Source organism: Nocardia sp. NBC_01329, from assembly GCF_035956715.1.
Lineage (GTDB): Bacteria > Actinomycetota > Actinomycetes > Mycobacteriales > Mycobacteriaceae > Nocardia.
This window is the reverse complement of sequence record NZ_CP108381.1, coordinates 4,176,788-4,202,355: the sequence shown is the minus strand read 5'-3', so window position 1 is coordinate 4,202,355 and position 25,568 is coordinate 4,176,788. Positions and strand designations below refer to the sequence as shown.

Below are 25,568 nucleotides of genomic sequence, written 5' to 3'. Positions count from 1 at the left end.
CATGGTGTGGCCTCGCGGGTTCGTGTGCGGAACAGGGACGCCTGCCGTGCGTCGGCGAACGACTGTGGGCAGGTGGAACACGCAATACTCGAATGTTTACCCCCGCTAAACACGGCGGCCGCGCGACACCCGTGTTGTCGAGGGGGTATAAACACGCACCCTACGGCCGCCGCCCGTCCGCCGTCAAGGCGCTCTAAGCTCGGGGGCGTGGATGGCGCCAACGAGTTCGACGAGGTCCGAAGCGATCCGGACCCGGTGCGCCGTGGGCAGCGAGCCACCGAGCTGATCACGCTCTACCAGCAGCGGGCCACCGAATTGGCGCGGCTCCGCAGGGAAGCGATCGAAGAAGCTCACCGGACCGGTCTCACCTATACCGAGATCGCCGAGCGTCTCGGGATCACGAAAGGCCGGATCAGTCAGATCAGAACGAACGCGCCACCGCCCGAACGCGCCTTCTTCGGTGTCGGCCCCGTGGCGGTCGGGATTCCCCGCCGGGACGACGCCGAAAACGAGCACGACCACCTGCACTTCGATGTGAGTTACCAGGCGACCCGGCAGCGGGTCGAGGTCGACCTCGCCCGCTTATCGCTGGCCTCCACACGGTTCGAGATCGCTCCCGAGGACGAACAGGTGCCGACGGGCGACGCCGTGGTGATCTGTGGCCCCGAATCGGCTCCGGTGACAGAGAATCTCCTCGCCGCCGACGATGCCCTGAGCTTCGAGAAGATCGACGGGACCTGGTGCCTGATCGAGAAAGCTTCCGGGCGCCGATACAGCTCGCCGTCCCGTGCCGACCTCGCGAACCGCATCGATATCGGCTACCTCGGCAGGCGAGTGGAGGACGGCCGCGTCATCGTCCATATCGCGGGTATGACCAGTATCGGCTCCATGGGAGTCGCGCATTGGCTGACCGACAACGTATCCGAGCTCTACGAGCCATCGGCCGACTTCACCAGTGCCGTGATCGAATGTGACTTCGACACCGAGCCATCGATCACCGACAGCCGGATCGTCGCCGGACCGTTCACGAGCCGGGAGTGAGCCGATGGAGCTCGCGATAGCCGAACTGCCCGAGAGCGCCGGCGAGGACCGTGCCCTGGCATCCGATTCCGGGGTCGTAGTTCTCGACGGCGCAAGCTCTCACGAACCCGGTACGCCTCCCGCAGGACGATACGTGGACATCTTGGGATCGCAGCTCGTCACCAGTCTCGGCAGAGCCGACGCTCTCCCCGAAATCCTGTCCGGTGCGATCCGGTCCACTGTCGAAGTTCTGGACCTGCGACCGAATTCGTCGCCATCGAGCGCTGTGGCGATCGTGCAGGTACGGCCGAAGACCGTCGAAGTGCTGGTCCTCGGGGACACGACCGTAGTTGTCGGCTTCGCGGATGGGCGTCATGACGTCATCACTGACAACCGATTGAATGCCCTCGACATCCCCGAGAGCTCTGAATACCGGAAGCGGTTGGCCGAAGGTTCGGGATATGACGATATCCACCGTGGCCTGGTGGGTGAATTACAGCGCCGACAGCGAGTGCAACGTAACCGAATCGGCGGCTACTGGATTGCGGAAGCCGACCCGGCGGCTGCCGAGCATGCGATCTCGGCGACATACCCCTGTGAATCGGTCGCATGGGTAGTCGTTGCCACCGACGGTGCGTACGACACTCTCGAGGCGTTGGGTGTCCAGTGGCCCGAGGTCGCGGGTCGATCTACCGTCGGTCTTCGTGCTCTCCTCTCCCGGTGCCGGGAATGGGAGGCCGAAACCGATCCGGCCGGCCGGATCCTGCCCCGGGCGAAGCGTCACGATGACAAGACAATCGCGGTTCTCCGTTTGTAGTCGGCCGGTCTGAGAAGCTTCTCGGAGCGTCCGCTGTGGTCACGGAACTTCTGCGGCGACGGGATCGGGGAGGCGGAACACCCGTCGTGCGGTGCCCGCGAGGAAGTCGGCGCGTAGATCGTCGTCGAACTCCAGACTCTCCAGATCGCGCAGCGCGCGGACCGGATCGATCATGGGCCAGTTCGTGCCGAACATGACGCGGCGGCGTCCCAGGGTCCGGGCGTAGTCGAGGAACGCCGGGGGCAGGCGATCGAGCGCGTATGCGGAGGAGTCGACATGGAAGTTCGGGAATTCGACGGTGAGTGTGACGACTTCGTCCAGCCACGGAAACCCCACGTGACCGCCGACGACCACCAGATCGGGAAAATCCAGCAGAACGCGTTCGAGGTATGGGATGGGGCGGCCGGTTTCCGAGGACTTCAGCGGTCCGGTGTGCCCGATCTGGGTGCACAGCGGGACACCCGCTTCGACACAGGCGGTGTAGACCGGATAGTAGAGCCGGTGATCCGGTGGTAGCTCCCACAGCCAGGGCACGACCCGGACACCCACGAAGGTGTCACCGGCCAGTTCGCGTATCGTCCGCGCGGCGCCCACCGGGTCGCGGAGGTCGACGCCGAGCAGGCCGCGGAATCTGGTGGGTGCGTGGTCGACCGCGGCCCGTACCTCGTCGTTGGTGATCAGCGGTCCGCCGGGGCCGTACCAGGCCGAAAGCAGCGCCAGATCCACTCCCGCGGCGTCCATCCGGGCCAGGGTGTGGTCGATGCCGGGGACCATATCGGCGGAGTTCTTTCCGGTCCAGCGCAGCAGGGTGGCCAGCCAGGGTTCGCGGGCCATCCGTGGGCCGACCTGCTGGGCCCATACGTCGATCGCTCCCATGGGTGACTCCTCTCCCGATATACTTCACTATCAAAGTATTGAGAGGTGGGCCGGATGGCAAGGGACCCGTACCGATTGATCGGCCGGATCCAGCAGGTGTCCCATTCGCTGCGCAAGAAATCCGACCGCTTGCTGATCGACAGTGCCGGGGTCACCACGGCCCAAGCCGGGATCCTGGCCGTGATCGCGGATGATCCGGGCTGCTCACAGCGCGATATCGCCCGGCGGCTGCGGCTCGGTGAGTCCGCGGTGGTCGCCGCGGTGGGGCGGCTGCTCAGTGCCGGCCTGGTCGAGCGGCGGGTCAGCGACCAGGATTCGCGAGCGGTGGCCCTGTTTCTCACCGGGCGCGGAGTCGAGACGGTCGGGCGGGCCCAGGAGACCTATGGCGTCGTCAACGGCGTCGTCCTGGAAGCTCTCGGCGACGAGGGCCGGGCGCGGTTCGCCGAGCTGCTCGACGCGCTGGACCTGGCCGTCGGCTCGTTGCCGCTCCCCGCGAAAGGCGGGGATTCCCCGCCGGACGGCCCCGGCCGGAAGTGAGGGCCGGAGAAGTCACGTCGAGGCCGGGGTGGGTTCGCGGCGCCGGGAGCGGGCGAACAGGAAGGTGGCGACGGCGGCGGGGATGTTCATGAGGAACCCGTATACGGCGCCGGGTACGGCCATGGTCTCGTTGCCCAGTACCGATACCGCGACCGTGATGGCCAGCGCCGCATTGTGGACCCCGATCTCCATACCCGCGGCGATCGCGTCCGCGCGTTCCACCCCGAACGCGCGCGGCACCGTGTAGCCGATGGTCAAGCTGCACACGCACAGCAGTAGGGCGATCGCACCCAGCTGCCCGACATGACCGGTGAACGCGTCGAACTCCGAGACCAGTGCCGCGATCACGACGAGTGCCAGCACTACCCCGGCGGCGATCTTGACCGTTGTGTGCATTCGCAGCGCCCAGCCGGCGAACAGCCGCCGCACCGTCATTCCGGCCACCACCGGTACCAGGACCAGTGCGAACACCTGGAGGAACTTGGCGGGTTGTAACCCGATACCCGCGCCGTCGCCGAGGAATACCGAGTACGACAGGCCCACCACAATCGGCAGGGTGAACACCGCCAGCACCGAGTTGACTGCGGTGAGCGTGATGTTCAGCGCCACATTGCCGCCGGCGATATGGCTGAACAGGTTCGCCGAGGTCCCGCCGGGGGAGGCGGCCAGCAGCATCATGCCCACCGCGAGGGCGCCGTCGAGCCCGAACAACCGCACCAACCCGAAGCAGAGTGCGGGCAGGACCACGAGCTGGCACACCAATGCGATCAGCGCCGCCTCGGGAAACCGGGCCACCCGGGCGAAATCGTCGACGGTGAGGGTCAGGCCCAGACCGAACATGACGATTCCGAGTGCCAACGGTAGGGCGATCGCGAAAAGCATCGAACCCATGAGTCATCCTTTCGACGGCCGAGTGTCACCTGATGTCGCGACCGTCGTCAAACGAGCCGGTGCGCACCACCGGTAGTGCACGGTGGAACCGATCGATCGGCCGCGGGCGGCGGAGCGGCCGGTGCGAGGATCGCGATTCTCGGAGCCGTGACAGGACGGCCGCGACCGCTATTCCCTTCCTGCCGAGAGGGTTTGACGCTCGCGGTGGCCGGGACAAATTGACAGTAGCGTCATTTCGTATAGCCTCACATCTCACAGTGACCCTGGCGCCGGTATAACCGGCCATCGCGATCACGGTCCCTGTGCATTGTTCACTGTTCACGTCCGCGCACCCGCTTACTGCGCCGGCAACCGGAGGTACAGTCATGGGCGTCGAGGTACGCGACGGTACCGCCCATACCGGGAACGGCTGCCCGGTACCCCTTGCGCTCGAGCCGCCGGTTCCGGTGCCTGCCGCCGCGCGGCAACACACTGTGCGGGTCGGAGCGAGAGTTTCCGCGTGTGAACAGGGCAGGAGGGTATCGCCGCCCGACCGGCCGGCGCGGCTTCCGACCGAATCCGTATCTCCCCGCCCATCCTGAACAGAAGGGACACTCGATGACCACCGCCACCCCGACCGAGCAGAGTTGGGGCAAGCTGTCCGAGCCGGTTCATGCCGACGCCGCCGGCGCCGATGATCCGGTGTGGAAGGACAATGCCTATCTCTCGTTCTGGGATGCCGCCGCAGAGGTATTCGGTACGGTGCACGTCTCGACGTCGCCGAACGCACCCGATACCCGCCGCGCCCGGTTCAGTGTGTCCGTGGCGGGCCGGGTGGCCGAAGTGGTCGAAACCCTGGAGGCGGGGACCTTCAGCGGTGACAGTATTCATTTCGGGCTGGACGGCCGGGTGCGGGTCGAGCACCCGCTCGTCCGGGCCGAACTCGTCAACGCGCCGCTGTTCGTCTCCGCCGATTACGGCGTGAAGAACGCCATTCCCGCGCTGGGTACCGCCGCGCCACTGCAGCATTTCCAGCAGGCGTGCACCGTCGCGGGGAGTGTGACAGTGGACGGGACGACGGTGGCCACCGCCGGGCACGGTATACGTGACCGCACCTGGGGGTTCCGGGACGAAACGTCGCAATGGGTCGAGTTCGCCGCCCTGTTCGTGGTGGACGATTCGGCTTTCGTCACGGCGATGAAGTTCCGCGGTGCCGACGACTCGCTGACCCCGGACGGTTTCGTCATCGACAGCACCGGTTCGACGGCGATCACCGCCATCACCTTCGCGCGTGACGCGGCCGCCCAATTCCGCTGGGCCCGGCTCGAGCTCGAAGACAGCACGACCAGGCTGGTGTCGTTGGGTGCGCGGCTCGGTGGCTTCCGGGTGCCGGCGGGGCCGGCCGAGACCGACGGACCGGCATTGGGGGTCTACGACGACTTCCTGTCGTTCGATACCGACGGCAGAGGTGGCGAGGGCCTTTTCCAACAGGCGATCCTGCACCGGGTCGCCTGACCGGCGGCGACGAGAGAAAGCGGCTACGCCATGCCACATGTACTGCGCGTCCTTCAGGCTGCGCGATTCAAGGGTCGTCCCACCGAAGCCGATCTCGCCGCCGCGGCCGGGCTCACCGAAGCCGACCTTTCCACCGTGCTGGAACCACTGCTCGCGGCCGGGGAGCTCCAGCGCGTGGGTGTCCGGATCAAACTCACCGCCGCGGGCCGGACGCGACTCGACGAACTGCTGACGGTCGAGCGGGCCACCGTCGACCAGGCGCTGCTGCGTCAGCGGTACCGCGGCTTCGGTGACGTGAACAACGACTTCAAACAGCTGGTCACCGATTGGCAGCTGATCGACGGTGAGCGCCCGAACGACCACACCGACGCCGAATACGACGCGCGAATCGTGGCGCGGCTGGGTGAACTGCACGAGCGGTTCGCACCGCTGCTCGCGGGCTTCGTCGAGCTCGCGCCGCGCCTGGCGCGATACCCGGACCGGTTCGCCGCGGCACTGGAGAAGATCCGTTCCGGCGATCCGACCTGGCTGGCGGGGCCGCTCGTCGACAGCTATCACACCGTCTGGTTCGAACTGCACGAGGAACTGATCGGTCTCGGTGGTGTGTCCCGGATTCGAGAAGAGGGCGCGGGGAGGGCCGAGTGACCGCCGCCGAACACCCTTCGGTCCTCCCGCTCGGCCCCGCGACCACTGCGGGCCCGGACTTGCTGGGCGGTAAAGCTCTAAGCCTGCAGCGGATGTCGGCGCTGGGGATCCCGGTTCCACCGGCATTCGTCATCACCACCGAGGTGTGCCGGCGTATGCACGGCTCCGGTGAGTCGCTGCCCGCCGAAGTGTGGGATGCGGTGCCCGCCGCCGTGGCGGAACTGGAGGCGGTCACCGGCCGCCGTTTCGGTGCCGGCCCGCGGCCGCTTCTCGTCTCGGTACGCTCGGGCGCGGCGACCAGCATGCCCGGGATGATGGACACCGTTCTCAACCTGGGGACGAACGACGAGGTCGAACGGGCATTGGCCGAACAGTTCGGGGATACCGTATTCGCCGCCGATACCCATCGCCGGTTTCGCGAACAGTTCGAGAAGGTGGTCGGCTGCCCCCCGGCCGCGGACCCGTGGGAGCAATTGCGCTGCGCGATCGGCGCGGTGTTCGGCTCCTGGAATTCACCGCGCGCTGTCGGATATCGCGAGAGCCGGGGCCTGTCACACGATGCCGGGACCGCGGTCACCGTGCAGGCGATGGTTTTCGGCAATCTCGACGACCGTTCGGGAACCGGCGTGCTGTTCACCCGTAACCCGCTCTCCGGTGGTGCCGAACCATACGGTGAGTGGCTGCCGCGTGGCCAGGGTGAGGATGTGGTGTCCGGCCGCGCCGACGCCCTCGCGCTCGCGGAGCTGGCCGCCACCATGCCGGATGTGCACACCGAGTTGCTCGCCGCCGCGGCCCGGCTGGAGGCCGATGCCCGGGACGTGCAGGATATCGAATTCACGGTGGAGAGCGGCACACTGTGGCTGCTGCAGGCGCGGACCGCCAAACGCACCCCGGAGGCGGCGATCCGGCACGCGGTGCTGCTGCGACAGGCCGGCCTGATCACTCATGGTGAAGCGCTCGACCGGGTGGCACCCGAGCAGGTTCGTGCCCTGTTGTCCCCACGGCTCGACCGCGGCGAGCGGGATGCGACCGCTCCCGTGGCAACCGGTAAACCAGCTAGTCCGGGTATCGCCGGCGGCCTCGTCGTCACCGATTCCGGCGAAGCCGAAGAACGCGCGGACCGGGGTGAAGCGGTGATCCTGGCTCGGCCGACCACCGACCCCGACGATGTGATGGCCATGTCGGTGGCCGCGGCGGTGATCACCGAACTCGGCGGGTCGACCTCGCACGCGGCGGTGGTCTGCCGCGAAATGGCCGTACCCTGCGTGGTCGGCTGCGGCACCGGATCACTGATGGGGCTGGCCGGACAGACGGTCACCGTCGACGCGACGGCCGGTGCGGTGTATGCCGGCGAGCTCGCCGTCGTCGCCGGCGCCCCGGCCGACGATCCCGATATCGCGCTGCTCACCCGATGGGCACGCGCGGAATCCCCCCACGGCGCACCGGGTTCGCTGCCCGAGCTGCTCCTGCGACGCAAGATGGAGAAGGTTCGATGAGCACCCGCGAAATCGTCGAGGAAACGCTCGACAACACGACAATCGATCCCTCGGTCACCTGGACCACCGGCAATGTCGCGGAGGCATTTCCGGGTGTGTTCACCACCTTGGGCTTCACGTTCATCAACGCGTCGGTGGAATTGGCGACCCGCACCGCATTCCGGAATCTGGGTGTCCTGACCAAGAAACAGGTCCGTGTTTCGGATCAGCCGGAGGAAATGTTCTGGACAGTGTTCGCCGGGCGGGCCGCGGCCAATATCGACCAGTTCCGGGAGATCGCGAACATCACCCCGGGCACCTCGGCGACAGCGGTCGAACAGCAGCTCTTCGGCTATGTCCGGCCGGAGACGGTCGATGCGAACAGCGCCCGGCGCTATCCCGTCATCGTCGCGAAAGCGCCCGGGGCGGTGCTCCGCCTGCCGAAGCGGCACGACGCCGAGTTCGCCGATCTGCGCCGCTGGCGACTCGCCCACCTGGACAGTATCGATACGCTCGACCACGCGGGATGCGTCGAACTGCTCGACGACGCGCGGCAGCGTTTCCAGCGCATGCTGACCAAACATATGCTCGTCTCGTTCGTCAGCTCGGGGCTCGCCGACCGGGTGACCGATATGCTGGCCGGGCTCGACCTGACCCATCTCGCGCCGGCTCTGCTGTCCGGGGTCGGCTCGGACGAGAGCGAGATCGCGCACGATCTGTGGGCGCTGGCCCATGACGAGATCACGCTGCGCGAGTTCACCGACCGGCACGGCTACCACGGCACCAACGAGGGACAGCTGTCCGGCATCACCTGGCGCGAGGACCCCACCCCCGTACTCAACCGGCTCGCCGACTACCGCGCCGTCGCCGCGGACAGCCCACGGGCGCCGCGCAATCGGAGCCGGGAACAGATCGAGACGCGCCAGCGTGCCCTGGCCGAACTCCAGGCTGCGCTGCCCCGGCGCAAGCGCGGCGGCGCGGCCCGGTACGTGCGGTGGGCCGCCCGCTGGATCGCCCTGCGCGAGCAGGGCAAGGCCGGATACCTGCTCACCTTCGATATCGCCCGGGCCGCCATGCGGCGGCAGGGCGCCCTGCTGGTCGAAGCGGGTGTGATCGACCACGCCGACGACGTCTTCCACCTGTCCTACGACGAAGTGTGCGCCGGGGTCACCGGTGACCGGCGTGCGTTGGTCGCGGCTCGCCGTGCGCAATACGAACAGCGCTGCGATTACCGGCTGCCGCAGGCGTGGTCGGGTGTGCCGCAGCTGACGAAGGCCGGCGAGTCGCAGGCCCCCGCCCTGGGTGTCTCGGGCGTCGTGACGGGTGTGGCGGCCAGCGGCGGTGTGGTGGAGGGACGAGCCCGGGTGGTCCGCGATCCGTCGACGACCGAGCTCGACGACGGCGACATCCTGGTCTGCGAGACGACCGATCCGAGTTGGGTATCGCTGTTCCTCGTCGCCGCCGGAGTCGTCACCGACTACGGCGGCCTGCTCAGCCACGGGCCGATCGTGGCCCGCGAACTCGGAATTCCCTGTGTCTGTGGCACCGAGAACGGCAGCTACCGAATCCGTGACGGCCAGCGCATCCGCCTGGACGGCGATGCGGGCACGGTCACCGTTCTCGGATGACTCGGGCGGTGCGGTATCGGATCCGCCCCACCGGCCGGTGGGGCGGGCACGGTGCGCACCGGCCGCAGTTACCAGAGAGTGCCGCGCAAGAGGGCGCTGAGTTGGTCGATCATCGGCTCGAGCCGGCCGTCGGTTCCGACGAACCCCGCGTACATGCTCATTCCCCACACCACGGCGATGAGTACCTCGGTGGCGGTGGCGATATCGACATCCGGCCCGATCGTCCCGTCCGCCGCGGCGGCCTCCAGCGCCGGCCGGATGAAGCCGCGCACATTGTCGATCTGTCCTTCTGCCCAGTCGCCGAGCTCCGGATTGCGCAGCGCGTCGAACAGCGAGGCCGCGAGAAATCTTACGTAGGTGCGGTTCTCGGAGTCGGCCCGCATGGTGATGCGCAGAAACGCGGCCATCCGGTCGGCGAGGTCGCTCGCTGCCCCGGCATCGGCGATACCGGCGGTGATCACACTGTCCTTGTCGGTTTCGAACAGCGTGCGGTAGAGCTCGTCCTTGCTCCGGAAATAGTGGTTGATATTGGTGCGCGACACCCCGGCCCGGGTCGCGATATCGGTGAATGTCGCACGCTCGTAGCCGACTTCGCTGAACAGTTCACGCGCCGCCCGCAAGAGGGAGTCCCGCGTATGCGCTCCATCCGATCCGGGTGGGCGGCCGCGGCCACGACGGGGTTGCGCTGCCGAGCCGGTCATCACCGCGCTACCTCTCCTCGGCTGCTCCTCGGATTCGATCGCCGCCCGCCACATCGCCCCGGCAGAACTTCTGGAGCGAATACTCGCGGCGAGTACACCTTCCGCACGGACAGCACCGGGCCGAGTCTAGCTGCCCGGTTTCCCGTGGTACGGAAACCGTCCTGCGGGATTCGTGTCGAGTATGCCCGAGCCGGGTACGTCATCGAAAAACCTGCTCTATCGTTCGTCGTCCGCAACATTTGTCTGGAGTCCTTTTCTTGAGCACCGTCCCACCCGGAACGCCTGCCCCTTCCTGCCCCGCCCGTCAGATCTCCCCGTTCGATTCCGACGATCCACGGATGCCGCTGTTCGCCCCGGAATTCGCCGCCGACCCACACACCTACTACCGTGAAATGCGCAAGCAGTACAAGTCTTTGATGCCGGTGGAACTGGCGCCCGGCGTTCCCGCCACCCTGGTGATCGACTACCGGACCGCAGTGCGGATCCTGAACGATCCCGAGCATTTCCCGGCCGATCCGCGCACTTGGCAGAAGGAGATGCCCGCCGACTGCCCCGTCCTGCCCATGATGGAATGGCGCCCGATGGCGACTCGCAGCGCCGGGGCGGAGGCGGCACGCTATCGTCAGGCCACCACCGAGAGTGTCGGTGAGGTCGACCTCTACGCACTGCACACCACGGTGGAAGAGATCGCCATCTCGCTGATCAACTCCTTCTGCGAGGAAGGGAGCGCCGATCTGATCAGTCAGTACACCTTTCCGCTGATCTTCGGTGTTCTCAATGTGCTGTTCGGTTGCCCACCGGAGGTGGGCCAGAAGATGGCTGCCGGTATGGCGTCGATCGTCGAGGGTGTCGACGCCGATCACGGTAATATGATGATCAGCGAGGCGATGCTGGAGTTGGTGGCCCTGAAACGGGCCGAACCCGGGGAAGACATAACCTCCGCGCTGCTACGGCATCCGGCCGAGCTCGACGATCTGGAGATGGTTCACCAGTTGGCGAGTCAGTACGGCGCGGGGATCGAATTCCAGCAGAATTTCATCGTCAACACGCTGCTGTTCATCCTCACCGATGACCGGTTGGGTGGCGGTGTGCTCGGCGGGAGCCTGTCCACCCGGGAGGCACTCGACGATGTTCTCTTCAACGACCCACCCCTGGCCAACTATCTGCTCACCTACCCGCGGCAGCCGATCCTCATCGACGACGCCTGGCTGCCCGCCAACCAGCCGATCGCCGTCAGTATCGCCGCCTGCAACAATGATCCGACGGTCCGCAGCGGTGATCGCACCGGTAATCGCTCCCATCTGGCGTGGGGCGTGGGCCCGCGCACTTGTCCCGCCCAGTCCATGGCGTACCTGATCGCGCAGGACGCCATCGACCAGCTGCTGGACGCTCTCCCCGAGATTCAGCTGGCCGACCCCCCGACCTGGCGGCCCGGGCCCTTCCATCGTTCGCTGACCTCGCTGCGGGTGGAGTTCCCGGCGTCGTCGCCGCTGCACATATCCTGACGATCGCGTATCGGGCGGCCGCCGAGGCAGTGATCGCCGGCGGTCGCGAGGACCGGATACCGCGGGCCAGGACGAATTGTTTTGGACCGCGGTGTCGTTCGGGTCAGTTGTAGCCGCGCAGGCGGCACGCGTGCCCTCGCCGCCGGCTCACCGAACCACTCGTGCTCAGCGAATTCCGTTGCGGGAAAGGGCATTACACGCCGCGTAATCTGCGGGGGAGTCGGCCGTGAGTCCCGCTCGGGCCGGTCTGCCCACGGAGTCGAGAACGGTCCAGCCGTGCAGGGAGACGACAGGTACCTCGCCGCGCCGATTTGGCGAGCGCGAGTTCGGACAGCGTTCCCCAGGATCCGCCGATCACGATCACGATCACGATCACGATCACGATCACGGCATCGGCCGAGCAGATCAGGATGTTGTTGCGGGGGCCGGGTCCTAGGTGCGTGGGAGCGTTGCCATTGTCTTTCCAGTAAACAGGTGCCTATCATGGGCACATGTTTACTAATTTAACCACCTCCGTCCGACCGGCCGTGCGAGCAGTATCGTGACCGCCGCCCCGCCTTTCTCCGAGGGCACCGTTCTCATGCCGTGGAAACCCGGCCCCGCCGCGGACTCGACCGGGCCGGTATTCGTCAGCGTGACCGACTTTCTCGCGACATCGGAGCCCGAGGTACAGCAGATTTACGCGCTCGGGTTGGAACTGGGTGAGACCTGGCCGGTACTGCAGGGCGCTGTCGGTGTATGGCTGTGGGGCCGGCCCGGGCAATTGCGGGGTGGTTCGATCTCGGTATGGGACAGCGAGCGCGATATGCGGCAGTTCGTGCGCTGGCCGGTCCATGTCGAGATCATGCGGACCTGGCGTGGCCGAGTACGGGTCGCCGCCGACTCGTGGCAGGCCGAGCGGTTCGATATCGAGAGTATCTGGGCGCGAGCAGGAAAGACCATCGAAAGCCCGCACCCGGGCGCCGCCCAGGACCGGGGCCGGACAGTCGAACAGATGTGACCCACACCGGTCGTGACATTGCCGAGGCTTTCGAGCTCCGTTGCGCCGCCGGATCGGATATCCGGTACGGCATCACGCGGCGGCGGTGGTGATCGCCACGGGAATCAGATGCGGCGGGTATCGCGGGCGCCCGCCGGGATGGTGGTGGCCAGTCGGCGGACCTTGTCGAGCGCGTCCAGGAGATGGGCCGTTTCGGTCCAGCGGCCGAGAAACGCTTCTTGCGCGATGACGATGCCCGCGGCCCCGGCGACCTGCTCACCCGCCGGACACCGCGCGTCGAGTCCGAGCCGGTGCCGAGGATATCTGCGCAGTCCGGCCACCCAGGTCGGAGCCCGGTAGACCACCTGATGGGGCAGGAAGGCCGGAATGCCCTCCGCCGCGAGTGCCGTGACGATCAGCTCGGTGCCTACCCCGCCGAACTTTTCGATATCGACGGTCAGCGGAAGCGCGGCGAAGTTCCGGCGAGTGATGCGCGGGTCGGGCTGGTGCAGGATGAGGCCGGAAGTGGCGGCCAGGCCCGCGCGGAACGCGGCGACCTGCCGCGACTTGACGACGATCTGGTCGTCGACGCGGCGTAACTGTGCGCGCAGGATCGCGGCCTGGAATTCGGTGATCCGGTGGTTTCCGCCGAAGCCCCAGTCCGCTTCCGGTCGCCGTCGCCGCCCGCAGTTCGCGAGACTGTACACGCGATCGGCGAGCCGTGGATCAGAGGTGACGACCAACCCGCCCTCGCCAGCGGTCGGCGCCTTGGACTGCTGGAAGCTGAAACAGCCGATCCGGCCCAGCGTTCCGGCGGATCTGTTGTTCCATCGGGCACCGAAGACATGCCCGCCGTCCTCGACCACGAACAACTCGTGGCGGCGCGCGATATCGAGCAGTCGTTCCATATCGGCGATATGCGCGTAGGTGTGGACGACGAGGATTCCGCGGGTGCGTTCGGTGACGGCTTCCTCGACCGCAGCCGGGTCCATACACCAGGTGCGGGGATCGATATCGGCGAACACCGGCACGCCCCCGTTGACGACGACCGCGTGCGCCACGGCGGTCCAGGCCAGCCCCGGCACGATCACCTCGTCGCCCGGGCCCAGGTCCAGCGCTTCCAATGCGATCTCGAGTGCGGCGGTGCCGTTGGCCACGGGTAGTGCGTGCTCCGCGCCGAGGTAGTCGGCCATCGCGCCGCCGAGTGCGGTCTCCTGCGGTCCGTCGAAGGACCAGTGGTCGCTGTCGAGTACCTCGAGCAGTTCCCGGCGTTCGGCCTCGTCGTGCACCGGCCACCGGTACGGGGCACTCCGCACCGGCGCACCGCCGTTGAGTGCGAGGCAGTCAGCCGGTCGCACCGCGGACCCCGGGCCCGGTAGACGGTCCGTACTCGTCCCGCGCGGGGTCGCGGAACCCGCTGTGGGCGCGACGGCAGTACAGTTCTCGGCTGTTCGCGGTGTGGTGACTCGGGTCGGTTGCCGACATTCCGTTCCCCTGTGCATGGTCGTTCCGGCGATCGCGGATCCCGCTGTGCGGGAGCGTCGGTCGAGATCTTCGATGATAGGCCCACCGGCGATCGCATACTCCGGATCGAATGTGTTGCCCGGATTCCCCGGGCTGGGGCTGTCCAGCCTTCGGGGCGCCCTACCGTCGCGCGTTGTCGCCGGTGCCGCGATCCGGGCAGGGGACCGGCCGGTGCCCATCCGGTGACGGGCGCCGCGAAGGCGTGACGGCCAGGCTGCACAGGCCGGCTGTGCCCGCGGTTCGGGTCGGGGCGGGGATTGCGGCGCGGGGCGGCCGGGGCAGACAATGAGACGTGCTCGCCGAACGGTTGAGCGGGTGAACGATTACAGAAGGCAGCCGCGAGAAGAGTCATCCGGAGGGCGCGAACTGTCGTGAGCGGATCCGAGGTTCGATCGACCCCGAGGAGCAGATGATGACGCAGTTCGCGCCCGGCGATCTCAAGGGCAAGCACAGAGCGATGTGGGCGTCGGGCGACTACCCGCGGGTGGCCGCCGATGTGATTCCCGGACTCGGCAGGAGGCTCGTCGAAGTCTGCGGTGTCCGTCCCGGACAGCGTGTACTGGACGTCGCCGCCGGCGCGGGAAACGCGGCGATTCCGGCGGCCGAAGCGGGCGCGGATGTGGTGGCCAGTGACCTGACCCCCGAATTGTTCGAGGTCGGCCGCCGGAATGCGGCCGCGGCGGGCGTCGAGCTCACCTGGGAGCAGGCCGACGCCGAGGCCCTGCCCTTCGACCCGGGCGCCTTCGACGCTGTCCTGTCCTGCGTGGGGGTGATGTTCGCGCCCTACCATCGGACGGCCGCCGACGAGCTGATCCGGGTGACCCGTAGGGGCGGGACGATAGGCCTGATCAACTGGACCCCCGAGGGGTTTGTCGGCCGGATGTTCGCCGTATTGAAACCGTTCGCCCCCACCCCGCCGCCCGGCGCGCAACCGCCGCCGCTGTGGGGCGACGAAGCCCACGTCACCGAACTGCTGGGCGACCGGGTGACCGGCCTGGAAATGCGCCGGGAGCGCGCTGCCGTGGAGTGTTTCGCCGCCGGCGCCGCCTTCCGTGACTTCTTCAAGGCCAACTACGGCCCGATGGTCACTGTGTACCGGGCGCTCGCCGACGAACCGGACCGGGCCGCGCAACTGGACCGGGAACTGGCCGAACTCGGCGCCGCGCACGATCTGGGCGGTGGCCGGATGGAATGGGAGTACCTGCTGGTCACGGCACAGCGTTCCTGAGCACACCCGGTGGAACGGTGGATGGGATTTTCCCGGACCGAACCGGGGTTGTAGACAGGGCAGACAACGCGAAGGAGGAAGCGTGACCGAAACGCGCAAGGCGATCCTGGCCGGTGGGTGCTTCTGGGGTGTGGAGGAGCTGATCCGCAAGCAACCGGGAGTCGTATCGACGCGCGTCGGATACACCGGCGGGCGCAACGACCACCCCACCTACCGCAACCATCCGGGTCATGCGGAGGCCGTGGAGATCGTCTACGACCCCGCGCAGACCGACTACCGGGCGCTGCTGGAGTTCTTCTTCCAGATCCACGATCCGACCACCGAGGATCGGCAGGGCAACGATATCGGGAGCAGCTACCGCTCCGAGATCTTCTATCTCGACGACGAGCAGAAGCGGGAGGCGCTGGCCACCATCGTCGATGTCGAGGATTCGGGACTGTGGCCGGGCAAGGTCGTCACCGAGGTGACACCGGCACCGGAGTTCTGGGAGGCCGAACCGGAGCACCAGGACTATCTGCAGCATTTCCCGAACGGCTACACCTGCCATTTCCCGCGACCCGGATGGAAACTCCCGCGCCGGCAGAGCACCGCGTAGCGATGGCACCGGGCCGCTTCGGTTCGCGGCCCGGTCACGGTGATGAGTAGTGTCGGGCGCGTGAGTAGTCGGTCGCGCCGCAGGTTCCAGAAAATCGGACGATTCGATCGCGCCGTGGGCGGCGCCGTCGCCGAACTGCCCGCCTCCCGAGTGGACGCGGGCCTGTTGCGACTGACCGGCAGTGCCGACCACAGCGTGCTGTGGATGGCTTGCGCGGGGCTGCTCGCGGTTCGGCAAGGGGCCACCCGGCGGGCGGGGTTACGCGGGGTGGTCTCGGTGGCCGGCGCCAGCTTCGTCGCCAATGTGGTGCTCAAATCAGTTTTCGCGCGGCGCCGCCCGGCCGCGGAACTGATGCCCGAGTACCGCCGGCTCTCCCCGGCTCCGACCTCGTCGTCGTTCCCGTCGGGCCACAGTGCCAGCGCCGCGGCCTTCGCGACGGCGGTCGCGATGGAGAGCCCGCGCACCGCGCTCGCCGTGGCACCACTGGCCGCCGCGGTGGCCTACTCCCGGATCCACACGGGTGTGCACTGGGGTTCGGATGTCCTGGTCGGCGCCGCCGTCGGTTCCGGGATCGCCTTGGCGACCCGGCGGTGGTGGCCGGTGCGGGAATCGGACGAGGCCCGGGCGCGGCTGGTCCGTGAGGCGCCGGTGCTCGCCGAGGGTAAAGGGCTCGTCATCATCGTGAACCCGGTATCCGGGGACGCGAACTACGACCCGACCGACGATATCGCCGCGGCCCTGCCCGCCGCGGTCGTCGTGCGCACCGAACCCGACGTCGATTGCACCGAATTGCTCGAGCGGGCCATCGCCGAACAGCCGGAACCCGTCGCCGCGCTGGGAGTGGCCGGTGGTGACGGAACGGTGGCCGCGGTGGCCGCGGTCGCGTTGCGCTTCGAGTTGCCGCTCGTGGTGATCCCGACCGGCACGCTCAATCATTTCGCACGTGACCTCGGTGTCTACGATCTGCTCGAGGTCGTCGACGCGACCGGTGTGGGAGAAGCGGTCGCGGTGGATATCGCCGGTGTCGAATACGGCGACGCGAACGAGATGCGCACCCGGCATCTGATCAACACCTTCAGTCTCGGCTCCTATCCGGATCTGGTCCGGTTGCGCGAGAAATGGCAGTCCCGCTTGGGTAAGTGGCCCGCGTTCGCGGCCGCGCTCGTGGTGACGCTGCGCCGGGCCGAACCGATCGAGATCTACCTGGACGACCACTGGCAACGCGTGTGGTTCCTGTTCGTCGGCAACGGTCCCTACCATCCGCACGGTGCGGTCCCGGCATTCCGTGACCGTCTCGATTCCGGACTGCTCGACGTGCGCTGGCTGCGTGCCGATGTGCGCTGGTCGCGCGCCCGTGCGGTGGTCGCTCTGCTACTGGCCGCTATCGGGCACAGCCGCGTCTACGGAGAACGGCAGTTGCCGGAGCTGTTCGTGTACCTGCCCCGGGCCGAATCGTTGGCGGCCGACGGTGAGGTGTTCGGCAGTGCCACCCATCTGCGTTTTTCGGTAGCCGGCCAGCTCACGGTGTACCGGCGCGACGAATCGAATCCGCTGTGGGTCAACCGCAGCCGGCCGCATCACCGCCGGGCCCCCTGGTTGCCCGACGTGTTCCGCTTCCGCTGATCCGATCCCTGCCGCGACACGAAGGGCCTACCGGCTGCGGTCTCGGGGCGGGCCCTGATCGTTCGCCGGGCTGCTGTCCGGTTCTGCCACAGGATATTTCGGCAACCGCCGGGTGCCCAGAAGAGCTGCCATGGCAAGCAGGGCGGTGACCGCGAACGCCGTATGCAGGGCGTCCAGGCGGGCCGAGCTGTTGACCGATACCACGGAGTCGGCGGTGGATGCGTCGACCCCCGCGTCCGCGAGGGCGGTGCGCAGCTGGGTGTCGGACAGGAACGGCACACCGTCGGCCAGTTCGGTGCCTGCTTCCTGTTGCACCGAGTCCGGGACCGCGGGATTGTTCTCGATCCCGTCCATGACCGAGGAGGTCAAGGTGGCGATGAGCACGGACCCGATCAACGCGGTGCCGAGGGAGGCGCCGAGATAGGAGGCCGTGTTCTGCAACCCGCCCACTTCGGCACTCCGGGATTCCGGCACCGCCGAGACCGTCACCGCGCCCAACTGGGATGCCAGCGCGCCCAGGCCCGCCCCCATCAGCAGCATCGGAATCGCGACCACCCGCGCGTCGGCTCCCGGGTCCATCCCCGCGGCGAGCACCAGTATCCCGACGATCATCGACAGCAGGCCCAGGCGAACCACCCGCCGCGGGCTCGCCCGAGGCGCCAGTTTCGGAATCCCCACCGCGGTCGCGATCAGCGCCACCGACAGCGGCAGCAACCGCGCGCCGGTGCCGAGCGCGTTGAGTTGCAGTACCACCGACAGGAACAGTGGTACCGCGAAGAACACCCCGGCCTGCACGCTGAACTGGGCGAAGAACATACTCAGTCCGCCGGTGAGCTGCCGATTGCTCAGCAGGCTCGGGTCGAACAGCGGTTCGCGACCGCTGCGCACACATGCCGCCAGCCGCTCCCAGAGCAGATACAGCACCAGCAGTCCGCCCAGGAGCAACCAGATGACCGGTGACAGCCCGAATATCGCCGGGGCGCCGGGCCGTTCCTGGATCCAACCCCATTCACTCGAACGCAGTACCCCGTACACGATCATGGCGAGACCGCATACCGACAGCACCGAACCCGGCAGATCCAGTCGCGCCCGCTCCGGGGCACTGTCGTTCATCCGGCGCATGAGCAACAGGATCAGGGCCACCACGACGACCTCGCCGAAGAAGACCATCCGCCAGGAGGCGTAGGTGGTCACGGCGCCACCCAGCAGCGGGCCCACCGCGATCGCCGCCGCGGCCGCCGCGGCCACCAGACCGTAGGCCGCCGGACGCCGTGACGCCGGTACGTTGGCGGCCACCAGCGCCACGATCGCCGGCATGATCAGCGCCGCGCCGATCCCTTCGAGCAGCGACCAACCCACGAGTAGGACGCCGAGGTTCGGTGCGAGACCGGTCACGAACGATCCCACGCCGTAGACGACCAGGCCGATACCGAAGACGCGCCGCCGGCCGAAGATCGCGCCGATCTTGCCGCCGGTGATCATCAGTGAGGCCATCACCAGCGTGTAGAGGGTGATGGCGGTCTGGATACCGGTGATGCTGGTGCCGAGGTCCTGTGCCACCGTGGCCATCGAGACGTTCATGACCGAACTGTCCAGGGCCATCAGGAACTGGCCCGCGCAGAGCACCGCGAGTACCAGGCCGGACCCGGAACGCCGGCCCGGTCGCGCGGGTTGTCCGATGGTCATCGGTGGCAGCCCTCGACGGTCGCTATTCGGCGGAGTTGAAGTCGACCATCCAGGGGATCGAGAACTTGTCGGTGAGCATCCCGAACAGTTCGGTCCATTCGGTGGCGGCGAGGTGCATATCCACCGACCCGCCCGCGCTCAGGGCGCCGAAGACGCGCTCGGCTTCGTCCTTGTCGCTGACCTCGAGACATACGGTGAAGTTCGGCCGCTGCGGGACCTCGACGGTCTGTCCCGGCGGGCAGTCCGAGCCCATCAGGATCTGTCCGGTTCCGGCCAGGGGTAGCGCGGTATGGGCCACCAGGCTCTTGGCCTCTTCGGGCAGGTTCGCGCCCTCACTCATATCGCCGAATCGGATCAGCTGGAGTTCGCCGCCGAACACCGACTGGTAGAAGGTGAACGCCTCTTCGGCATTGCCGTTGAACATGAGATACGCGTTGACGGATTTCACGGTCTCCTCCTCTGGTGGTGCGAACAAGCGGATGTTGTGACCAGGGGGAATCGGCACAGTCCGTACGCACCGGACACTCGGTGTGGCGCGGCACGGACTGATCGGCCGAGCGTATCCCGCACCTACCCGTGCCGGGGCAGATCCCGCCCAGATGCGGATGCCCGAGCGATCGGATCCGATGCCGCCGGCTCACTGTCCAGCGGAGCGCCGACCACGCGGCGATGGCGGAATAGCGGATCGCCGGGGCGACCCGCCGCACGGTCGTCGTACGCGGGAGCGGCCGTGTGCCAGGTGGATACTCGAGGAATCCCGGCCGGCCCGGGCGACCGCATATCCGGCCCGAATGCTGGTGGAGGTCTCCATGGCATTGACCCATCCGTCTCAGCCCGGTGGCTCCGACCGGGACGATATCTCGGTGAATCCGGTGTTCAGCCGGGAGCCGATCGAGGTACCCCGCAACCGGTTGCCCGCCACGGAACTGGACAGCGATACCGCCTATCAGATCGTGCACGACGAACTACTGCTCGACGGCAATGCCCGGCTCAATCTGGCTACCTTCGTCACCACCTGGATGGAGCCCGCGGCGCGGATCCTGATGAGTGAGTGCTTCGACAAGAACATGATCGACAAGGACGAATACCCGCGCACCGCCGAACTGGAGCAGCGGTGTGTGCGAATCCTCGCGGATCTGTGGCACGCGGCCGGCCCCGACCATGCCGTCGGCTGCTCGACCACGGGATCCAGTGAGGCGTGCATGCTGGCCGGACTGGCCATGAAACGCCGGTGGCAGATGCGGCGGCGGGCGGCCGGACAGCCGGCCGGCCGGCCCAATCTGGTGATGGGGATCAATGTCCAGGTGTGCTGGGAGAAGTTCGCCGAGTACTGGGATGTCGAACCGCGTGTGGTGCCCATGGCAGGGGACCGGTTCCATCTCACGGCCGCCGAGGCAGCGTCCCGCTGCGACGAGAACACGATCGGCGTGGTCGCGATTCTGGGCTCCACATTCGACGGCAGCTACGAACCGGTCGCCGAGATCTGCGCCGCGCTGGACCGGGTACAGGCCGAGCACGGCTGGGATATCCCGGTGCACGTGGACGGTGCCTCCGGTGCCATGATCGCACCGTTCTGCGATCCCGAACTGGAATGGGATTTCCGGCTGCCCCGGGTCGCCTCGATCAACACTTCGGGCCACAAATACGGGCTGATCTATCCAGGGGTGGGCTGGGTGCTGTGGCGCGATGCCGAGGCGCTACCCGACGATCTGGTGTTCCGGGTGAACTATCTCGGCGGGGAGATGCCGACCTTCGCCCTGAACTTCTCCCGGCCCGGTGCGCAGGTGGTGGCGCAGTACTACACATTCCTGCGGCTCGGTCATCGTGGCTACGCGCGGGTGCAGGGCTACTGCCGGGAGGTCGCGTCCGCGCTGGCCGACCGGATCGCGAACCTGGGCCCGTTCCGGTTGCTCACCGACGGCCGGCAGTTGCCGGTGTTCGCGTTCACCCTCGCCGAGGGCGAGACCGGTTACTCGGTCTTCGATGTGTCGGCGGCGCTGCGGGAACAGGGCTGGTTGGTTCCCGCCTACACCTTCCCGGCCGACCGCGAGGATCTGGCGGTGCTGCGCGTAGTGGTCCGTAACGGTTTCAGTCACGATCTGGCCGATTTGTTGATCGAGGCGCTGGAACGGGCACTGCCGAGGCTGCGGGCGCAGCAAGCGCCCCAGCGGGGTCCCGAGGCCGCCTCGTTCTCGCACGGCGCCGATATCCGGCCGCACCATGCGGGTGTGCGGCGCGAGGAGTCGTAACAGTGTGGAACCGGCCGACCCAAGTCGCCGCGGTCGGCCGGTTCCACTGTCCCGGGTCGGGCCACCCGAGGTCTATCCGCCTATCGGCACTTGTTCGACGTGCCGTTGTTCAGGTGTCAGAATGCGCTGCCGGAACCGGGCAGGAGGAACCGCGGGAAGGGCAGGCCGAACCCGTGGCGCGGGCCGTGGTGCCCGCCGCGGTCCCAGTTGTTGTGGCGGCCGTGGTCCCAGCCGCGGTCGCGCCGGCCGCGATTCCAGTCGGCCTGGTTGTCGTGCCGGCCGTTCCATGAGCGATCGCCGTGAAAGCGGCTGTGGTCGTGTTGGCGGCCGTGGTCGTGAAAACGGCCGTGGTCGTGATGGCGGCCGTGGTTGTGGCGGCCGGGTCGGCTCACATCCTGGACCTCGGTCGCGCTATCGGTGACCACGGGTGCGCCGTTGTCGGCGAGAGCGGGTGCGGCAGTGAGGGCCAGCGGGGCCAGGGCGATCGCGGCGGTGGCGGCGATCCGGACGGCGAGTCGGCGGGTGCGTGCGGTTCGATGCATGATTCGGTCCTCGGTCGTAGCGCCGCCCGGAGGCGGTTGCGGGAGCATTCGCACTGGGGGAGTGCGGCTTTGATGCCCTGAACCGTACCGCTATTCAACGGCGCATTCAACAGGTGTTCGTTAATTGGGGCCGACAATTTTTGTGAGCAGCGGTTTTGCCGACCCGATCGGCACCTATCCGGCGGCGGCCGAGCTATCCGGAGACGCGAGTTGATCGAGTCGGAGGACGCAGCGGGTGCGGCTGTAGATGGTCGGCATGCACTCGTTGCAGTGCACGCAGGCGGACTCGGTACTCGCGTCGGATCGGATGCGGTGCAAAAGATCCGGTTCGCGCAGCAACGCCCGGCCCATGGCGACGAAATCGAACCCTTCCGTCATCGCCAGGTCCATCGACTCCCGGTCGGTGATACTGCCCAGCAGTACCAGCGGCATGGACAACTCCCGGCGGAACTGGCGGGCCCGCTCGAGCAGATACGCCTTCTCGTAGGGGTACTCGCGCAGGAATGCCTTCCCGATCAACCGAAAACCCCAGCGGGCGGGGCCCGGAAGGGTTTTCGCGAACTCCCGGCGCGGTGCGGCACCGTGGAACAGCAGCATCGGATTCAGCAGCGAACTGCCCGCGGTCAGTTCCAGTGCGTCGAGCGCGCCGTCGGCCTCCAGCCACGCGGCCACCTGTAACGACTCCGGCAGGCCGAGGCCGCCGCGGACGCCGTCCTCCATATTCAGTTTCGCGGTGACCGCGATCCGGTCGCCCACCGCCTCGCGCACCCGCCGAGCGATATCGCGGGCCAGTCGCGCCCGGTTCTCGAGACTGCCGCCGAACCGGTCCTTACGCCGGTTCAGCAGTGGACTCAGGAACGAGCTGACCAGATAGTTGTGTCCGAAATGTATTTCCACCGCGTCGAATCCGGCCTCGATCGCCAGTAGCGCCGCATCGGCATGAGCGGTGACCAGTTCGTGGATCTCAGCCGGATCCGGCACCTTCATCGGGCTCATCCCGAGCGGGCTGAACAGCCGGCTCGGCGCCAGCGCGGGGGCGCGGTTGGACGCGGAATTCGCCACCGGGCCCGCGTGACCGATCTGCGCACTGGCCGCCGCGCCTTCGGCGTGTACCGCATCGGTGAGCCGGCGCAGGCCCGGTACGGCCTCCGGGCGCATATAGATCTGGTGACGGTCGGTGCGACCGCCCGGTGCGACCGCGCAGTAGGCGACAGTCGTCATTCCGACACCGCCCGCCGCGATCTCTCGATGGAATTCCACGAGATCATCGGTGACCAGGGCGTCGGGGGTGCGGCCTTCGAAGGTCGCGGCCTTGATCACCCGATTGCGCAGGGTGAGCGGGCCCAGCGGGGCGGGCGCGAATACGTCGATCATGAAGTTTCTCCTGTCGGTGCGGTGAGGCCGGCCACCACGAAAGCGCGCAGGGTGGCCACGGCGCTCGGGCTCAGGGCGCGCTCGTCGGCGGCGGCGCGGCCGAATCGCATGATGATGAGATCGAACGCGAGCATCCAGCGGCGTCGGCTCTCCCGTTCGCCCACCTGCGGGAGCAGGTCTGCCCACGAGTCGATTCGGAACCACTGCTGCTGCCACGCATCCGGGCCCACCTGCCGGTCGATCACGAACTGCGCGAGCAGGCGCAGGTGCAGCCGCCCGAGCGGGTCGGCTGCCAGGTCGGCGAACGGGGTGAGAATCGCGTCGACGATATCGGCCACGGGCCCGGTATCGGCTGTGACCTCGGTGAGGCGGTCGGCCCAGAGCGCCCCGAGGCGCTCTTCGAGCAGTGCCGCGACGAGGGCTTCCTTGGACCCGAAGTGGTAGTGGACAGCGGCCGGGTTCGCGCCGGCCTCGGTGCAGATGCGACGCACCGAGACGTCGTCGTAGCGCTCGGTGAGCAGTAGTCGTTCGGCGGCCGTGAGCAGGCGTTCGCGGGTCGCGGCCGAGACTCGCGCAGGCATGCGGCCAGTGAACCACCGCGCGGGAAAGATTTCAATCAATGATTGAAATACTGTTTGAAATAGCAGGTGGGAGCGCTGTTCAACAGTCGTTACCCGATCGCAAACGCCTCGATGGGCCACTCGCCCACAGTGACGGCCCGGCCCTGCTCTACTGGTCTGCGGTAGTCCGCTCCGGTTGTCCGACATGTCTTCGATCGACCGACAAGGAGACGATTATGGCCCTCGAGATCCGCGCGGTCACAGTGCTGGGCACCGGGGTGCTCGGTTCCCAGATCGCCTTCCAGACCGCGTTCCACGGGTACCGCGTGCAGGCGTACGACATCGACAACGCCGCACTCGACGCGGCGCGTGAGCGCTTCGCGCGGCTCGCTGATACCTACCGCGACGAGGTCATGGGCGCGACCGCCGAACTCACCGAGCAGACCCGCGCCGGTATCGGCCTGACCACCGACCTGGGGGCCGCGGTCGCCGAAGCCGATCTGGTGATCGAAGCGGTGCCCGAGGTACTCGATATCAAAAGGCAGACCTACCGGAAGCTGAGCGAGCTGGCCCCGGAACACACGATTTTCGCGACCAACTCCTCGACCCTGCTACCCAGCGATATGGCGGATTTCACCGGCCGCCCGGATAAATTCCTGGCCCTGCACTTCGCCAATCAGGTGTGGAAGTTCAATACCGCCGAGATCATGGGTACGAGCCGGACCGATCCCGCGGTGTTCCGGGCAGTCGTCGATTTCGCCGCCGACATCGGCATGGTGCCGATCGAGGTCCACAAAGAGAAATCCGGATACGTGCTGAACTCGCTGCTGGTGCCGTTCCTGAACTCCGCCATCGAACTCGCTGCCGGCGACTACGCCGAACCCGAGGCGGTCGACAAGACCTGGCGGATCGCCACCGGTGCCCCCATGGGCCCGTTCCAGATCCTCGACGTCGTCGGTCTCACCACGCCCTACAACATCCTGAGCGGCGATTCCGAAACCGAGGGGCTCGCCACCTGGCTGAAGGAGAACTACATCGACAAGGGCAAACTCGGGGTGGCCACCGGTGAGGGGTTCTACAAATACCCCTGACCGTGTGATGTGATGAAACGGATCGAACCATGACAGTCAGAAAGAATGTAGAGCCGCGATATTCGACGGTTACCCAGGCCTCGCGGCCGCTGCCGTGGCAATACTACTGCGCGACTGTGAGGACCGCGGTCGCGAGAGCGAAAGCGAAATACGCTCCCGGGAAAGCGATGTTGTAGAAGACGCGAGCGCGTACATGCGCGATGAGGGCGCCGATGAAGAACAGGACCAAGCCGACCGCCGCGGCAAAACCCAGCCCTTTCATGCCCAGGATGCCGAGCAGTACCCCGACCGCGCCCGCCAGCTTGAGTACGGCGAGCCAGGGCAGCCAACTGCGCGGCACACCCACCTCGGCGGAGTTGGCGAGAACGAACTTCGCCCGGGCGAAACCGGCGAAGGAGTCCACGGCATTCATTACTACGGTGACGATCGCGACGACGAGGTAGGTGGTGTGCACTGCTGCGCTCTCTGTCCAGGGTGGTCCGGAGACCATGATTCGTTACTGAGACCATCCTGTTCGACCCCGGAGAA

General features: G+C 67.4%; 25 protein-coding genes. 14 read left to right on the top strand and 11 right to left on the bottom strand.

Annotation, left to right across the window (positions count from 1 at the left end; all coding sequences use genetic code 11):
* Positions 1-207 precede the first annotated feature (207 nt).
* Positions 208-1,041 (top strand): sigma factor-like helix-turn-helix DNA-binding protein, encoded by an 834-nt coding sequence (locus OG405_RS19220; protein WP_327147857.1) that lies wholly within the window; start codon positions 208-210, stop codon positions 1,039-1,041.
* Positions 1,042-1,045: 4 nt separating this feature from the next.
* Positions 1,046-1,837, top strand: a complete 792-nt coding sequence (locus OG405_RS19215) for a hypothetical protein (RefSeq protein ID WP_327147856.1) — start codon at positions 1,046-1,048, stop codon at positions 1,835-1,837.
* 39 nt (positions 1,838-1,876) lie between these two features.
* Here OG405_RS19215 and OG405_RS19210 read toward each other — a convergent pair whose 3' ends face one another.
* The gene (locus OG405_RS19210; protein ID WP_327147854.1) at positions 1,877-2,713 is read right to left on the bottom strand and encodes an amidohydrolase family protein; all 837 of its coding nucleotides are present in this window, start codon (positions 2,711-2,713) and stop codon (positions 1,877-1,879) included.
* Between the two features lie 54 nt (positions 2,714-2,767).
* On the opposite strand from OG405_RS19210, the gene OG405_RS19205 reads away from it, so the two are divergent.
* Entirely contained in the window at positions 2,768-3,250 is a 483-nt protein-coding gene (locus OG405_RS19205; protein ID WP_327147853.1) for a MarR family winged helix-turn-helix transcriptional regulator, read from the top strand.
* Between the two features lie 12 nt (positions 3,251-3,262).
* Here OG405_RS19205 and OG405_RS19200 read toward each other — a convergent pair whose 3' ends face one another.
* Positions 3,263-4,141: a bile acid:sodium symporter family protein gene (locus OG405_RS19200; RefSeq protein ID WP_327147852.1), complete on the bottom strand. Its 879-nt coding sequence runs from the start codon at positions 4,139-4,141 to the stop codon at positions 3,263-3,265.
* 597 nt (positions 4,142-4,738) lie between these two features.
* On the opposite strand from OG405_RS19200, the gene OG405_RS19195 reads away from it, so the two are divergent.
* The 4 genes from OG405_RS19195 to OG405_RS19180 are packed head-to-tail and all read left to right on the top strand — an operon-like array spanning position 4,739 to position 9,383.
* The gene (locus OG405_RS19195; RefSeq protein WP_327147851.1) at positions 4,739-5,635 is read left to right on the top strand and encodes a DUF7065 domain-containing protein; all 897 of its coding nucleotides are present in this window, start codon (positions 4,739-4,741) and stop codon (positions 5,633-5,635) included.
* A gap of 30 nt (positions 5,636-5,665) precedes the next feature.
* A complete protein-coding gene (locus OG405_RS19190) occupies positions 5,666-6,280 on the top strand; it encodes a hypothetical protein (protein ID WP_327147850.1) in 615 nt (204 codons plus the stop codon).
* Entirely contained in the window at positions 6,277-7,776 is a 1,500-nt protein-coding gene (locus OG405_RS19185; RefSeq protein ID WP_327147849.1) for a pyruvate, phosphate dikinase, read from the top strand. Before OG405_RS19190 ends, OG405_RS19185 begins: the two co-directional genes overlap by 4 nt.
* Complete coding sequence (locus tag OG405_RS19180; protein ID WP_327147848.1) at positions 7,773-9,383, top strand: PEP-utilizing enzyme; 1,611 nt, start codon at positions 7,773-7,775, stop codon at positions 9,381-9,383. Before OG405_RS19185 ends, OG405_RS19180 begins: the two co-directional genes overlap by 4 nt.
* A 68-nt stretch (positions 9,384-9,451) precedes the next feature.
* Here OG405_RS19180 and OG405_RS19175 read toward each other — a convergent pair whose 3' ends face one another.
* Positions 9,452-10,084, bottom strand: a complete 633-nt coding sequence (locus OG405_RS19175) for a TetR/AcrR family transcriptional regulator (protein ID WP_327147847.1) — start codon at positions 10,082-10,084, stop codon at positions 9,452-9,454.
* Between the two features lie 338 nt (positions 10,085-10,422).
* Here OG405_RS19175 and OG405_RS19170 point away from each other — a divergent pair, with 338 nt between their 5' ends.
* Positions 10,423-11,589: a cytochrome P450 gene (locus OG405_RS19170; RefSeq protein ID WP_327147846.1), complete on the top strand. Its 1,167-nt coding sequence runs from the start codon at positions 10,423-10,425 to the stop codon at positions 11,587-11,589.
* Between the two features lie 193 nt (positions 11,590-11,782).
* Here the strand turns inward: OG405_RS19170 and OG405_RS19165 are convergent, their stop codons facing one another.
* Entirely contained in the window at positions 11,783-11,977 is a 195-nt protein-coding gene (locus tag OG405_RS19165) for a hypothetical protein (RefSeq protein ID WP_327147845.1), read from the bottom strand.
* Positions 11,978-12,130: 153 nt separating this feature from the next.
* On the opposite strand from OG405_RS19165, the gene OG405_RS19160 reads away from it, so the two are divergent.
* Positions 12,131-12,589, top strand: coding sequence for a hypothetical protein (locus tag OG405_RS19160; protein WP_327147844.1), 459 nt, complete (start codon positions 12,131-12,133; stop codon positions 12,587-12,589).
* 104 nt (positions 12,590-12,693) lie between these two features.
* Here the strand turns inward: OG405_RS19160 and OG405_RS19155 are convergent, their stop codons facing one another.
* Entirely contained in the window at positions 12,694-13,884 is a 1,191-nt protein-coding gene (locus tag OG405_RS19155) for a DegT/DnrJ/EryC1/StrS family aminotransferase (protein ID WP_327147843.1), read from the bottom strand.
* Between the two features lie 617 nt (positions 13,885-14,501).
* Between OG405_RS19155 and OG405_RS19150 the strand changes: the two genes are divergently transcribed.
* The 3 genes from OG405_RS19150 to OG405_RS19140 all read left to right on the top strand — a co-directional run bounded on the left by OG405_RS19150 (position 14,502) and on the right by OG405_RS19140 (position 17,538).
* Complete coding sequence (locus OG405_RS19150; protein ID WP_327147842.1) at positions 14,502-15,320, top strand: class I SAM-dependent methyltransferase; 819 nt, start codon at positions 14,502-14,504, stop codon at positions 15,318-15,320.
* An 82-nt stretch (positions 15,321-15,402) separates the two neighbouring features.
* Positions 15,403-15,915 (top strand): peptide-methionine (S)-S-oxide reductase MsrA, encoded by a 513-nt coding sequence (msrA, locus tag OG405_RS19145; protein WP_327147841.1) that lies wholly within the window; start codon positions 15,403-15,405, stop codon positions 15,913-15,915.
* Between the two features lie 60 nt (positions 15,916-15,975).
* Positions 15,976-17,538, top strand: coding sequence for a bifunctional phosphatase PAP2/diacylglycerol kinase family protein (locus OG405_RS19140; protein WP_327147840.1), 1,563 nt, complete (start codon positions 15,976-15,978; stop codon positions 17,536-17,538).
* Between the two features lie 27 nt (positions 17,539-17,565).
* On the opposite strand, the gene OG405_RS19135 is transcribed toward OG405_RS19140, so the two are convergent.
* Both OG405_RS19135 and OG405_RS19130 read right to left on the bottom strand, forming a co-directional pair.
* Positions 17,566-19,224, bottom strand: a complete 1,659-nt coding sequence (locus tag OG405_RS19135) for an MFS transporter (protein WP_327147839.1) — start codon at positions 19,222-19,224, stop codon at positions 17,566-17,568.
* Positions 19,225-19,246: 22 nt separating this feature from the next.
* Entirely contained in the window at positions 19,247-19,672 is a 426-nt protein-coding gene (locus tag OG405_RS19130; RefSeq protein ID WP_327147838.1) for a VOC family protein, read from the bottom strand.
* Positions 19,673-20,033: 361 nt separating this feature from the next.
* On the opposite strand from OG405_RS19130, the gene OG405_RS19125 reads away from it, so the two are divergent.
* A complete protein-coding gene (locus OG405_RS19125) occupies positions 20,034-21,473 on the top strand; it encodes a glutamate decarboxylase (RefSeq protein WP_327147837.1) in 1,440 nt (479 codons plus the stop codon).
* Between the two features lie 116 nt (positions 21,474-21,589).
* Here OG405_RS19125 and OG405_RS19120 read toward each other — a convergent pair whose 3' ends face one another.
* The 3 genes from OG405_RS19120 to OG405_RS19110 form a co-directional block, all read right to left on the bottom strand.
* Entirely contained in the window at positions 21,590-22,015 is a 426-nt protein-coding gene (locus OG405_RS19120; protein ID WP_327147836.1) for a hypothetical protein, read from the bottom strand.
* A 174-nt stretch (positions 22,016-22,189) separates the two neighbouring features.
* The gene (locus tag OG405_RS19115) at positions 22,190-23,389 is read right to left on the bottom strand and encodes an NADH:flavin oxidoreductase (protein WP_327147835.1); all 1,200 of its coding nucleotides are present in this window, start codon (positions 23,387-23,389) and stop codon (positions 22,190-22,192) included.
* Entirely contained in the window at positions 23,386-23,970 is a 585-nt protein-coding gene (locus tag OG405_RS19110) for a TetR/AcrR family transcriptional regulator (protein WP_327147834.1), read from the bottom strand. Before OG405_RS19110 ends, OG405_RS19115 begins: the two co-directional genes overlap by 4 nt.
* Positions 23,971-24,185: 215 nt before the next feature.
* Between OG405_RS19110 and OG405_RS19105 the strand changes: the two genes are divergently transcribed.
* On the top strand, positions 24,186-25,040 hold the full coding sequence (locus OG405_RS19105) for a 3-hydroxyacyl-CoA dehydrogenase (RefSeq protein WP_327147833.1): 855 nt from the start codon (positions 24,186-24,188) through the stop codon (positions 25,038-25,040).
* A 103-nt stretch (positions 25,041-25,143) separates the two neighbouring features.
* Here the strand turns inward: OG405_RS19105 and OG405_RS19100 are convergent, their stop codons facing one another.
* Positions 25,144-25,494 carry a DoxX family protein gene (locus tag OG405_RS19100; RefSeq protein ID WP_327147832.1) on the bottom strand — a complete coding sequence of 117 codons (351 nt, stop codon included), beginning with the start codon at positions 25,492-25,494 and terminating at the stop codon, positions 25,144-25,146.
* Positions 25,495-25,568 lie beyond the last annotated feature (74 nt).

What these genes read in the sequence shown, in the direction of transcription:
- OG405_RS19200 (WP_327147852.1), bottom strand. Translation starts at nt 4,141, where the DNA reads ATGGGTTCGATGCTTTTCGCGATCGCCCTACCGTTGGCACTCGGAATC.
- OG405_RS19125 (WP_327147837.1), top strand. Translation starts at nt 20,034, where the DNA reads ATGGCATTGACCCATCCGTCTCAGCCCGGTGGCTCCGACCGGGACGAT.
- OG405_RS19175 (WP_327147847.1), bottom strand. Translation starts at nt 10,084, where the DNA reads ATGACCGGCTCGGCAGCGCAACCCCGTCGTGGCCGCGGCCGCCCACCC.
- OG405_RS19135 (WP_327147839.1), bottom strand. Translation starts at nt 19,224, where the DNA reads ATGACCATCGGACAACCCGCGCGACCGGGCCGGCGTTCCGGGTCCGGC.
- OG405_RS19170 (WP_327147846.1), top strand. Translation starts at nt 10,423, where the DNA reads ATGCCGCTGTTCGCCCCGGAATTCGCCGCCGACCCACACACCTACTAC.
- OG405_RS19105 (WP_327147833.1), top strand. Translation starts at nt 24,186, where the DNA reads ATGGCCCTCGAGATCCGCGCGGTCACAGTGCTGGGCACCGGGGTGCTC.
- OG405_RS19115 (WP_327147835.1), bottom strand. Translation starts at nt 23,389, where the DNA reads ATGATCGACGTATTCGCGCCCGCCCCGCTGGGCCCGCTCACCCTGCGC.
- OG405_RS19180 (WP_327147848.1), top strand. Translation starts at nt 7,773, where the DNA reads ATGAGCACCCGCGAAATCGTCGAGGAAACGCTCGACAACACGACAATC.
- OG405_RS19150 (WP_327147842.1), top strand. Translation starts at nt 14,502, where the DNA reads ATGATGACGCAGTTCGCGCCCGGCGATCTCAAGGGCAAGCACAGAGCG.
- OG405_RS19195 (WP_327147851.1), top strand. Translation starts at nt 4,739, where the DNA reads ATGACCACCGCCACCCCGACCGAGCAGAGTTGGGGCAAGCTGTCCGAG.
- OG405_RS19110 (WP_327147834.1), bottom strand. Translation starts at nt 23,970, where the DNA reads ATGCCTGCGCGAGTCTCGGCCGCGACCCGCGAACGCCTGCTCACGGCC.
- OG405_RS19210 (WP_327147854.1), bottom strand. Translation starts at nt 2,713, where the DNA reads ATGGGAGCGATCGACGTATGGGCCCAGCAGGTCGGCCCACGGATGGCC.
- OG405_RS19205 (WP_327147853.1), top strand. Translation starts at nt 2,768, where the DNA reads ATGGCAAGGGACCCGTACCGATTGATCGGCCGGATCCAGCAGGTGTCC.
- OG405_RS19190 (WP_327147850.1), top strand. Translation starts at nt 5,666, where the DNA reads ATGCCACATGTACTGCGCGTCCTTCAGGCTGCGCGATTCAAGGGTCGT.
- OG405_RS19120 (WP_327147836.1), bottom strand. Translation starts at nt 22,015, where the DNA reads ATGCATCGAACCGCACGCACCCGCCGACTCGCCGTCCGGATCGCCGCC.
- OG405_RS19215 (WP_327147856.1), top strand. Translation starts at nt 1,046, where the DNA reads ATGGAGCTCGCGATAGCCGAACTGCCCGAGAGCGCCGGCGAGGACCGT.